This window comes from Lewinella sp. LCG006, from assembly GCF_040784935.1.
Lineage (GTDB): Bacteria > Bacteroidota > Bacteroidia > Chitinophagales > Saprospiraceae > Lewinella.
In genome coordinates this window covers 1,460,467-1,474,482 of sequence record NZ_CP160680.1, presented here as the reverse complement: position 1 = coordinate 1,474,482, position 14,016 = coordinate 1,460,467, and the positions used below count along the sequence as shown (strand labels likewise).

Here is a 14,016-nt window from a genome sequence, read left to right as displayed (position 1 = left end):
ACAATTACCCTGACGAGCGGTGAGAATGATGATACCAACGATGCTGGTTACTACCAATTGGCTTCACTTGGTGACTTCGTCTTCGAAGACCTTAATGGTAATGGTATCCAGGATGCTGGTGAACCAGGAGTGGAAGGTGTAACGGTTAACTTGAAAGACGCTGATGGCAACATCATCGACATGACAACGACCGATGGCACTGGTGCTTACTCCTTCACTGGCTTAACACCAGGAGAGTACAGCGTACAGTTTGTACTTCCTACTGGCTACGAGTTTGCTGACCTGAACGCAGGTGGTAACGAAGCGTTGGATTCAGATGCTGATCCTGCCATGGACGGTATGACCGAAACTGTTACCCTCGAATCAGGTGATAACAACGAAGATCTGGATGCTGGTCTTACGACCTACGATCTGGCTTTGACCAAGGATATCAATGATGGTACCCCTGGCCCATACGCCCAGAACAGTCCAGTTGACTTTAATATTACAGTAACAAACGAAGGCAGCCAATTGGCAACCAACGTAATTGTTACAGACCGTGTACCTGCTGGCTTAACGATTACAGGTTTTGATGCCAATGGCACAGCTGTAGTTGATAACGGCGACGGTACTTATACTATTCCTAGCCTGGATGTTGATGAGACGGTAACCTTTGTGGTTAAAACGACCATCAATGCAACCTTCCAGGGTACGAGCTTGCGCAACGTAGCAGAAATCACCACCGATAATGGTGATGACACCGACTCTACGCCAGACAACGAGGACCCGAACGAAGATGATCAGGATGATGAGGAAATTGAAGTAAATCAGACGTACGACCTCGCCTTGACGAAAGACCTGCTAAGTGCAGGACCATTCGCCCAGGGAGACGATGTAACGTTCACGATCACAGTTACGAACGAAGGTAGCTTGAACGCTAGCAACGTAGCAGTAACGGATCGCCCAGAAGCTGGCTTCACTTTCGCTGGTGCGAACGTACCTGCTGGTGTAACCAACAACGGTGACGGTACCTTCGTAATCGCGAACCTGCTTCAAGGCGCAAGCGTAAGCTTCGAAGTGACGTACACCATTGGCGCAACCTTCCAAGGCACAAGCCTGAGCAACGAAGCGGAAATCACCGAAGATGATGGTGATGACACCGACTCTACGCCAGACAACGACGTACCAAGCGAAGACGACCAGGACGATGAGACGATCCAGATCGAACAGACGTACGATCTCGCCTTGACGAAAGACCTGCTCAGTGCAGGACCATTCGCCCAGGGAGACGACGTGACGTTCACGATCACAGTTACGAACGAAGGTAGCTTGAACGCTAGTAATGTAGAAGTAACGGATCGCCCAGAAGCTGGCTTCACTTTCGCTGGTGCCAACGTACCTGCGGGAGTAACCGATAACAACGACGGCACCTTCGTAATCGCAAGCTTGGCCCAAGGAGCAAGCGTGAGCTTCGAAGTGACGTACACCATTGGCGCAACCTTCCAGGGTACGAGCCTGAGCAACGAAGCGGAAATCACCGAAGATGATGGTGATGACACCGACTCTACGCCAGACAACGACGTACCGAGCGAAGACGACCAGGACGATGAGACGATCCAGATCGAGCAGACGTATGATCTCGCCTTGACGAAAGACCTGCTCAGTGCAGGACCATTCGCCCAAGGAGACGACGTGACGTTCACGATCACAGTTACGAACGAAGGTAGCTTGAACGCTAGCAACGTAGAAGTAACGGATCGCCCAGAAGCTGGCTTCACTTTCGCTGGTGCCAACGTACCTGCAGGAGTAACCAACAACGGAGACGGCACCTTCGTAATCGCAAGCTTGGCCCAAGGTGCAAGTGTGAGCTTCGAAGTGACGTACACCATTGGCGCAACCTTCCAGGGTACGAGCCTGAGCAACGAGGCGGAAATCACCGAAGATGATGGTGATGACACCGACTCTACGCCAGACAACGACGTACCGAGCGAAGACGACCAGGACGATGAGACGATCCAGATCGAGCAGACATACGACCTAGCCTTGACGAAAGACCTGCTAAGTGCAGGACCATTCGCCCAGGGAGACGATGTAACGTTCACGATCACAGTTACGAACGAAGGTAGCTTGAACGCTAGCAACGTAGAAGTAACGGATCGCCCAGAAGCTGGCTTCACTTTCGCTGGTGCCAACGTACCTGCGGGAGTAACCGATAACAACGACGGCACCTTCGTAATCGCAAGCTTGGCCCAAGGAGCAAGCGTAAGCTTCGAAGTGACGTACACCATTGGCGCAACCTTCCAGGGTACGAGCCTGACGAACGAAGCGGAAATCACCGAAGATGATGGTGATGACACCGACTCCACGCCAGACAACGACGTACCAAGCGAAGACGACCAGGACGATGAGACGATCCAGATCGAGCAGACATACGATCTCGCCTTGACGAAAGACCTGCTAAGTGCAGGACCATTCGCACAGGGAGACGATGTAACGTTCACGATCACGGTTACGAACGAAGGTAGCTTGAACGCTAGCAACGTAGAAGTAACGGATCGCCCAGAAGCTGGCTTCACCTTCGCTGGTGCCAACGTACCTGCGGGAGTAACCAACAACAACGACGGCACTTTCGTAATCGCAAGCTTGGCCCAAGGCGCAAGTGTGAGCTTCGAAGTGACGTACACCATTGGCGCAACCTTCCAGGGTACAAGCCTGAGCAACGAAGCGGAAATCACCGAAGATGATGGTGATGACACCGACTCTACGCCAGACAACGACGTACCGAGCGAAGACGACCAGGACGATGAGACGATCCAGATCGAGCAGACGTATGATCTCGCCTTGACGAAAGACCTGCTCAGTGCAGGACCATTCGCCCAAGGAGACGACGTGACGTTCACGATCACAGTTACGAACGAAGGTAGCTTGAACGCTAGCAACGTAGAAGTAACGGATCGCCCAGAAGCTGGCTTCACTTTCGCTGGTGCCAACGTACCTGCAGGAGTAACCAACAACGGAGACGGCACCTTCGTAATCGCAAGCTTGGCCCAAGGTGCAAGTGTGAGCTTCGAAGTGACGTACACCATTGGCGCAACCTTCCAGGGTACGAGCCTGAGCAACGAGGCGGAAATCACCGAAGATGATGGTGATGACACCGACTCTACGCCAGACAATGACGTACCAAGCGAAGACGACCAGGACGATGAGACGATCCAGATCGAGCAGACATACGACCTAGCCTTGACGAAAGACCTGCTAAGTGCGGGACCATTCACACAGGGAGACGACGTGACGTTCACGATCACAGTTACGAACGAAGGTAGCTTGAACGCTAGCAACGTAGCAGTAACGGATCGCCCAGAAGCTGGCTTCACTTTCGCTGGTGCCAACGTACCTGCGGGAGTAACCGATAACAACGACGGCACCTTCGTAATCGCAAGCTTGGCCCAAGGCGCAAGCGTGAGCTTCGAAGTGACGTACACCATTGGCGCAACCTTCCAGGGTACGAGCCTGAGCAACGAAGCGGAAATCACCGAAGATGATGGTGATGACACCGACTCCACGCCAGACAACGACGTACCGAGCGAAGACGACCAGGACGATGAGACGATCCAGATCGAGCAGACGTACGATCTCGCCTTGACGAAAGACCTGCTAAGTGCAGGACCATTCGCCCAGGGAGACGATGTGACGTTCACAATCACAGTTACGAACGAAGGTAGCTTGAATGCTAGCAACGTAGAGGTAACGGATCGCCCAGAAACTGGCTTCACTTTCGCTGGTGCCAACGTACCTGCGGGAGTAACCAATAACAACGACGGCACCTTCGTAATCGCAAGCTTGGCCCAAGGTGCAAGCGTGAGCTTCGAAGTGACGTACACCATTGGCGCAACCTTCCAGGGTACGAGCCTGAGCAACGAAGCGGAAATCACCACCGATAATGGTGATGACACCGACTCTACGCCAGACAACGACGTACCAAGCGAAGACGACCAGGACGATGAGACGATCCAGATCGAGCAGACGTACGATCTCGCCTTGACGAAAGACCTGCTAAGTGCAGGACCATTCGCCCAGGGAGACGATGTAACGTTCACGATCACAGTTACGAACGAAGGTAGCTTGAACGCTAGCAACGTAGAAGTAACGGATCGCCCAGAAGCTGGCTTCACTTTCGCTGGTGCCAACGTACCTGCGGGAGTAACCGATAACAACGACGGCACCTTCGTAATCGCAAGCTTGGCCCAAGGCGCAAGCGTAAGCTTCGAAGTGACGTACACCATTGGCGCAACCTTCCAGGGTACGAGCCTGACGAACGAAGCGGAAATCACCGAAGATGATGGTGATGACACCGACTCTACGCCAGACAACGACGTACCGAGCGAAGACGACCAGGACGATGAGACGATCCAGATCCAGCAGACGTATGATCTCGCCTTGACGAAAGACCTGCTAAGTGCAGGACCATTCGCCCAAGGAGACGACGTGACGTTCACGATCACGGTTACGAACGAAGGTAGCTTGAACGCTAGCAACGTAGAAGTAACGGATCGCCCAGAAGCTGGCTTCACTTTCGCTGGTGCCAACGTACCTGCGGGAGTAACCAACAACGGAGACGGCACCTTCGTAATCGCAAGCTTGGCCCAAGGTGCAAGTGTGAGCTTCGAAGTGACGTACACGATCGCTGCTGACTTCCAAGGCTTCAGCCTGACGAATGAGGCGGAAATCACCGAAGATGATGGTGATGACACCGACTCTACGCCAAACAATGATGTACCGAGCGAAGACGATCAGGATGACGAAGTAATACCTGTTAGTCAGACAGCTTCTGTGGATATTGAGAAGGCAACCAACGGACAGGACGCTGATACCGCACCTGGTGTGTTCATCATCGTACCCAATGTTGCGCCAACCGTAACCTGGACGTACGTGGTAACCAACACCGGTACCCTTGATCTGACGAATGTGGAAGTAGTGGATGACCAGGAAGGCTTGGTTGGAACCATTCCATTCCTTGCTGCCGGTGCTTCTGAAACCTTGACCCTGACAGGTACCGCAATACGCGGACGCTATACCAACAATGCTACCGTAACGGCACAGCCTGTTGATGTGAATGGTGACCCAACGGGTGATGAAGTAGACGATACGGATCCATCTAACTACACGGGTGTCTTTATCAACATCGATAAAGAAGGTGACCGTGAGGAAATCTGTGCTGGTGAAGAAGTAAACTTCTCACTGACCATGCGTATCCTCGGTGGTACGGAAGGAATTCAACTACGCTACATGAGCGTGGAGGATTCTAACCTGCCTGATGACCTGGTTCCTTATGATCAGTACTTCGATGCAAACAGTGATCCTGATGGCAACAGCTTTGTTGACTTCATCGATAACAACAACGATGGTGCATCTGATCAGGAATTCGTTTGGAACTATGCACTGACGTACTTTGAAACAACGACCAACTTCGCCCAGGATATGGCTGAAATCTGGTACGTTGACCCAGTAACCGGTGATGAGTTCTTTATCGGCAATGCGTCAAACAACGACGAATGGACAGTCACGGTGAACCAGAACTTGTGTGCTTCTATCGGTGACTTCGTATGGGAAGATTACGACGCTGATGGCATCCAGGACGATGGTGAGCCTGGTGTAGAAGGAGTAACGGTGAACCTGAAAGACGAAGATGGTAATATCATCGACACGCAGGAAACCGGACCAAACGGTGAGTACCTATTCACTGAACTAACGCCTGGCACCTACTCCGTAGCATTTGTACTACCTACTGGCTTTACCTTCACGGACCTGAACGCAGGTGGTAACGAAGCAACGGATTCTGACGCTGATCCTGCCATGAACGGCATGACGGAAACAGTAACTCTGGACTACGGTGATAACTACGAAGACCTGGATGCAGGTATCGTTCGCGATCCTGAACTGGACATGGTGAAAGACCTTGTTTCGGTAACATCACTAGGTAATGAGCAGTTTGTAGTAACCTACCAGGTAACGGTAACCAATACGGGTGGTGCGACGACTTACGACCTGAACGATGTTCCTGGGTTTGATGATGACATTACGATCACCAGCGCTAGCTACACCACCACTGCGGCTGGTAACGCTGGTGGAGCCTTGGCCGGTAGCGGTCCTTGGACCCTGGCTGATGATCAGTTCATTACGACCTTTGGTACCGACATCTACACCATTACGGTGAACGTAAGCCGTGACCTTTCTGCTAACTCTACGGATGGTGGTGACAATGAGTACACCCCTTGTGGCGTAGTGGGTAACGGTCCTGGTAGCACACCGGGTCAGGGACTATACAACCTCGCTCAGTTGGATACCAACAATGATGGTACGCCTGATATCGAGGATGATGCATGTGGTGATCTACCCAACATCGATATGGTGAAAGACTTCGTGTCTGCTACGCCTAACGGTGATGGTACTTACACCGTACTATACAATGTAATTGTAACGAATACGGGTGGTGCTGAAGGCGAATACAGCCTGCAGGATACGCCTGGATTCGATGATGATATTACGATTAACAGTGGCTCGTTCACGGGTCAGAACAGTGGTACACTGAGCGCAGGTGCCAATACGCTGGCAACCGACGAAGCAATTGCTGCCGGAGGAACGCACACGTACAACCTGAGCTTCAACGTAACCCTTGACTTGAGTGGTGATGCCAACGATAACGACGGTGGTGACAATGAGTACACCGCTTGTAGCGAAGCTGGCAACGGCCCTGGCAGCAACCCTGGTGAAGGCCTGTACAACCTGGCTCAACTGGATGTTGACGGCGACGGCGACTTCGATGTAGAGGATGATGCTTGTGGCGACTTGCCAAACATCACCCTGGTGAAGGAGCTGGTTTCTACAGAAATTCAGCCTGACGGCAGCTACCGCGTAGTTTACACCATTACGATGGTGAACAACGGTGGTGCTGATGGCCAATACACCTTGACGGATTCTCCATTGTTTGAAGACGATGTGACGATTACGGCTTGGGACTACACCTTCGTAGACGTTAATGGTGGCATCGGCAATGGCCCTGCATTCCAGGGAGCACCTCCTGTGCCTATTGACTTTGGTACGAAGACGCTTACTGCTGGAAATACGCACATTTACACCCTTGGCTTCGATGTAGTACTGGATCTTACCGGTACCTTGAACGATGGTGGTGATGATGTTTACAATGCTTGTGGAACTGGTGGCCCTAACGGCAACGGTACCCCTGGCAATGGCTTGTACAACCTGGCACAAGCGGATACAGATGGTGACGGTGATACCGATCTGCAAGATGATGCCTGTGGTGATCTGCCAAACTTGACCATGGTCAAAGACTTTGGATCAACAACCGCCAACGGCGACGGCACCTACACCGTAACTTATACGGTAACGGTGGCCAACAACGGTGGTGCAACAGGTAGCTACACGCTTACGGATACCCCAGGCTTCGACGATGATGTAACCATCAACAGTGGTTCCTTCAGCGGCCAGAACAGTGGTAGCTTGATCGACGGTGTGAACACACTGGCAACCAACGAAGCCATTGCCGCTGGTGCTACCCATGTTTACAACCTGAGCTTCAACGTAAGCCTCGACCTGTCTGCAAACTCTACTGACGGTGGTGACAATGTGTACACTGCTTGTGGTGAGTCTGGCACCGGTCCTGGCAGCAACCCTGGTGAAGGATTGTACAACCTGGCTCAGTTGGACATCAACAACGACGGTACGCCTGACTTGGAAGATGATGCCTGTGGTGATCTGCCGAACCTCACCATCGTGAAAAACTTCGGTACGACAACCATCAACGCGAACGGTACTTACACGGTAACCTATACCGTAACGGTGGCCAACGATGGTGGTGCAACAGGTAACTACACCCTGACGGATACGCCTGGCTTCGATGATGATATCACCATCAACAGTGGTTCGTTCAGCGGCCAGAACAACGGTAGCTTGATTGACGGTGTGAATACACTGGCAACCAACGAAGCAATTGCAGCTGGTGCTACCCATGTTTACAACCTGAGCTTCAACGTTACCCTCGACTTGAGCGGTGATGCCAATGACAACGACGGTGGTGACAATGTGTACACTGCTTGTGGTGAGTCTGGCGATAACGGCGGTATCAACCCTGGTGAAGGCTTGTACAACCTGGCTCAACTCGATGTTGACGGCGACGGCGACTTCGATCTTGAGGATGATGCTTGTGGCGACTTGCCCAATATCACCCTGGATAAAGGCCTGCTGGGTGTAACCGATAACGGTGACGGTACCTTCGGGGTGAGCTACCAGATTGTTGTGACCAACAACGGTGGTGCAACCGGTACTTACGGATTAGTGGATGTTCCAGCCTTCGATGATGATGTCATCATCCTGGGTGGTGGATTCCTGATCCAGCAAGGTGGTCCTGCTATTTCCGGAAGCTTTACTGGTGATCCTACACCATTGACTTTGGCCACAAACCAGAGCATTGCTGCGGGAGCAACCCATACTTATACGATTGACTTTGTTGCGGAACTCGACCTGAGCGCAGGCTCTACCGATGGCGGCGACAATGTATATACAGCTTGTGCAGACCCAAGTGGTGGCAACGGTAGCGAGCCTGGACAAGGCTTGTACAACCGCGCTGAGCTTGATCTGAACAACGACGGTAACCCTGACTTGGTGGATGATGTGTGTGGTGATGTGCCAACGGCCGACCTCTCCCTCATCAAAACGGTGAACAACGACACACCTGACGTGGGTGATGTAGTAACCTTCACCATCACGGTAACCAACGACGGTCCTCAGAATGCAACCAACGTTGAAGTGGAAGATGTCGTTCCTAACGGATACAGCAACATCGGCAACATCACAAGTGGTGGCTCAGTTAACGGCAACGTAATTACTTGGACGGGTATCAACCTCGCGGTTGGCCAACAGCAGTCTGTAAGCTTCACCGCTACGGTACAGGCACCAGGTGCAGGCGTTGACTACGTGAACGTAGCAGAAATCGCTGCCGCTGACCAGTACGATAGCGACTCTACGCCAGGCAACGGCGCTGATACGAATCCGGGTAACGGAATCGGTAGCGAAGACCCTGACGGTACGCAAGATCCGAACGATGAAGATGACGGTGACGATGCAGGCGTCATGCCTCCATGTATGTTGACCGTAGAGTTTGCTCCGACAAGCTGTCAGGACAACGGCACGCCAACCAACCCGAATGATGACTTCTTTGAAGTGATCGCTCAGGTAACTGGCCTGAACGCTTCTGGTAGCTGGACCGCAACCGACAGCCGTGGTAACACATGGACGGGTGCTTACGGTGTAGACTTTGTCTTCGGACCTTACAGCATCTCTGGTAGTGAAGGTGATCAAATTATCATCACCATCACCGATAGTGAAGATGGCGCTTGTAGCACCTTCATCTCTACGACCACACCAGAGGCCACTTGTTCTGATGATTGTATCATCACGGTTACAGAGCCACAGACGGTGGAATGTATCGGTGGTGAAACCAATACTGCTGATGACGACGCCTTCATCTTCACAGTCAATGTGAACGGTGTGAACGTCGGTAGCCAAGGATGGCGTGCAGAAGACCAGTACGGCAACGTTTACTTCGGTAACTACGGATTCTCTCCGAACACCTTCGTAGACTTTGGCCCTTACAGCTACACGTTATACGGAGGAACCAGCATCATCCTGACGGTAACTGATGTGGAGAATCCTAGCTGTGGTCAAGGTACGCTGGTACTGAATGTTCCAGACGAGTCATGTTCACAGGAATGTAGCATCAACCTTGATGTGGAGTACATCACTTGTGATCCGAACGGTACCGACTGGGATCCTAGCGACGATGTGTTCTACGCATGGGTGAACATCACTGGCGACAACGCTTCCTTCCAGGGTTGGATCACGGATGACGAAGGTCGTCCAGAAGGTGACAACACCGGCTACTATGGTCTTCACGAATTCGGACCTTATCCGATCTCAGCGGGCAACCACTCACTTACGATCATGGATCGGGTAACCGACGACTGTCAAGCGACCATTATGCTGCAAGCACCAGGAACTTGTTCTGATGGCTGTCTACTGACGGCTACCCAGCAAGCACCCGTGTGTGATAACCTTGGTACTGCAAATCCTGACGACGATGTTTACTACGTAACAGTGAGCGTACAACCTCTTGGAAACTTCTCCAACACGGGCTGGCGTATTTCACTGGGCAACGGTAACTTCCTGCCAGGAGGTGCCTACGGTGCACCGGTGGTCTTAGGGCCCTACCTGATCAGCGAAGGACCACGTACGATCAACATCGTTGACAATACGTACATCACTTGTCGTACGACGATCCAGGTGATTCCTCCTACGGAGTGTTCTGATCCTGATCCATGTAGCATGGTTGTTGGTACCTTCCAGCAAGGACCATGTAACGATAATGGAACAGGAGATACCACTGCTGATGACTTCTACACCCTTACTTACAGTGCTCCAAACGTGAGCAACCCTGTAGGTACGCAATACCAGCTATTGCTGGATGGTGCAGTTGTTGCGACGAACAACTACGGTACGGGTGGAACAATCAATGTACCATCAGACGGACAGATTCACATTCTGACCTGGCGTGATGCTACCGATGCAACCTGTGCTGCCAGTGCAACGCTTCCAGCGGTACAACCATGTTCTACACCTGATTGTAGCATGCTGGTAGGTACGTTCACGCAAGGACCATGTAACGATAACAATACGGACAATACGGGTGCCGACGACTTCTACACCCTTACTTACAGTGCTCCAAACGTGAGCAACCCTGTAGGTACGCAATACCAGCTATTGCTGGATGGTGCAGTTGTTGCGACGAACAACTATGGTACAGGTGGTACGATCAACGTACCTGCCGATGGCCAGACGCACACCCTAACCTGGCGCGATGCTACTGATCCAACTTGTGCTGCGAGCACTACGCTACCTGCGGTTGGTCCTTGTAGTGAACTGCCATGTGAGATTGCGACTAGTGTAACCTTCGTCTACAATGACAACGGTACACCACTAGACCATACGGATGATACTTACGACCTCGTCATCACGGCGACCAACAGTGGCGCGAACAGCGGCTTCTGGACGATCACCAACATGATGGGCATGAACCAGACGTATCCTTACGGCCAAACGGTAACCATCCCGGGTATCGATGCCAACTCGGACTTTGCAGCAACCATCGCGGATTCAGAAGATCCAACGTGTAGTGTACTGATCCGTAACAACGGCCAGGCGGTAGTAGGAAACTTCGTCTGGATCGATGCAGACTGTGACGGTATTCAGGACAACGGCGAACTCGGCCTGGCCGGTGTAATCGTTACCATTACCGGAACCGATATGAACGGCAACCCCGTAACGGCAACTACCGTGACGGATGAGAACGGTGCTTACCTGTTCACGAACCTGCCTGCAGGATTCAACTACAAGGTGACCTTCTCTGAGCCTGCAGGCTACGACTACGCACCTGCCAACCAGGGCGGCAACGATGGCATCGACAGTGATGCAGGTAACAACGGAATGACAACGACCTTCATGTTGATGTCGAGCTCTGTAGACCTGACCATTGATGCTGGCTTCTGTGGTGAACCTGAGCCTTGTAACATTCAGCCAGGTACACTCACCCTGGGCTCTTGTGTGGAGAACGAAAACATCTTCCAATATCCTGTGACCTTCACCTCACCAGTCATTACGAATGGTTGTGGAGAATACCAGATCCTATTGGATGGTGCACTTGTCTACACCGGAACGACGGGAGATGGAGGAAGTACGATCTTGGTGCCAGCAGATAACGCTAGCCATACGATCACCTTCCGCGATGCCTGTTCGGCCAACTGTGCCAGAAGCGTAGTATTAGCACCTGTGCCTCCTTGTTTCGTTGAATGTACGCTGGAGCCTGGTACCATTACGCAGGTAGGCAGCTGTAACGACAACGGCACGGCGGATGATAGCACGGATGACTTCTACAGCCTCAGCTTTACTGCACCAACAACGCAGGAAGGTTGTGCGAACTACCAAGTGTTACTGGACGGTGTACTGGTGTACACGGGAACTTACGGTGACGCTGGAAGTACGATTACGGTACCTGCGGATGGTGCAAGCCATGGCCTGGTATTCCGCGATGCTTGTTTGGCTGACTGTGCCGCTGGTGTGGTACTTGATCCAGTAGATCCTTGTTCAACGCCAGTATGTGCGATCAACGCTCAACTGCTAAGTGGCCCGACTTGTACCGACAATGGTGATGAGTTTACGGTAAGCTTCCAGTTGACGGGCACCAACAACGGTGTAGGTTGGTTTGCAACCGATAACCAGGGCGGCGTCTTCAACGGCTTCTACAATACGCCGGTAACACGTACTTATACGGCTGCTGCCGGAACGGTGATCACGATCAACTTCCAGGATCTGGAAAACAGCGATTGTGTGACTACCCTGACGTTTACCGCACCAGATTGTGGTGGTGAGCCATGTGCGATTGCTTGTGTAGCCGAACCTTCTGTATGTAACGACAACGGTACGCCGCTAGACGGAACCGATGACACCTTCACCGCAGTGATCACTACGGATGGCATAGGTGTCGGAGGCTGCTTCACTTACGTGATCGGTGGCCAGACCTTTACCGGAACTTACGGCGAACCATTCGTAGTAGGACCATTCCCGATCAGCGGAGGCAATGTGATCTTCGAAGTGACGGATTGCGACAATAGCGACTGTTCTCACCTGATGTTGGTACTTGCTCCGGAACCATGTTCTGATGGCAACCTGACGGTAGAATGCCCAACCAGCAATCACTTCTGCCCCATCCTGGGTGAAGACATCATGCTGTACCGCACCGATCCGTTCGAATGTACTTCTACGGTAGTAGTGACGCCTCCAGTAGTGAGTGGTGCCTGTGGTGATGGCGACATTACCTTCACGGTAGCACTGGTGAACCAGTTCGGAACCGTACTGCAAACCATCGCTGCTGGGCAACCGCTAGTCTTCGAAAACGTGAGCCTGGGAGATTACTTCCTACGCTACACTGTAACGGATGACTGTGGCGTAACCGGAACCCGCGACTGTATCATCCGCGTAGCGGACATCGACGAGCCTGTTGCGATCTGTAACGGCGCCCTGAATGTTCAGCTGGGTGGTTGGGGACTTGCTCGCCTGTACACACAAAGTGTGGATGCCGGAAGCTACGACAACTGTGCCATTGCCAGTATCGAGCTACGCCGTGTGATCGCTCGCGATCAGGAAACTTGTGAAGACCTCGATGAACCACTGTACAGTGCATGGGGACCATACGTACAATTCACCTGTTGTGACGCCAGCACTTACGTCACCGTAGAAATGCGTGTAACGGACGTGAACGGTAACTACAATATCTGTTGGTTGGATGTACTGGTAGAAGATAAGACCCTACCATACTGTACCGGCCTGACGGACGTACTCGCAGAGTGTGACGATCTGCCTGCCAACTTCGATCCAACGAATACGGCACAGCTCAGCACCCTGTTTGGTGAGCCTGAAGTAATTGACAACTGTTCTGCCGCAGCCGAAGAGCAAGCTCCTGTGCTTGACTTGGATGCCGCTGGCAACGGTACCATTACTCGTCGCTTCCTGGCCATTGATGCCGCTGGCAACGTGTCGATGACGGAGTTCCACCAAGTGATCACGATCGTAGGTTGTGACAACGTGAACCCAGGCGGTGGAGACGGCAGCACCATTGATGGTGGATACGATGATTCGATGATCAATAATCTGCCTCAGTTACTACAGAACTATCCTAACCCGGCGAATACGCAGACGGTGATTCCGTTCTACTTGCCAGAACTGGGTAGCGCAACGATTGAAGTCTTCGATGCCCGCGGTAGCCGCGTGTTCAACTTGAAGGACAACTTTATGGAAGGACGTAACGAAGTTCGTGTGAATGTAAGCCGCCTCAGCGACGGCCTCTACTTCTACAAACTCACCTACGGCGACCACCAGTTGACCAGCAAAATGATGGTAACGAAGAATTAA

At 52.3% G+C, this 14,016-nt stretch carries 1 protein-coding gene (only partly in view); it reads left to right on the top strand.

The window, feature by feature from the left end:
• On the top strand, positions 1 to 14,016 hold the end of the coding sequence (locus AB0L18_RS05140) for an SdrD B-like domain-containing protein (protein WP_367391505.1). Its footprint begins 15,207 nt before the window's first position; 14,016 of the gene's 29,223 nt are visible here — the last part of the coding sequence; its start codon lies off the left edge, out of view; the stop codon is at positions 14,014 to 14,016.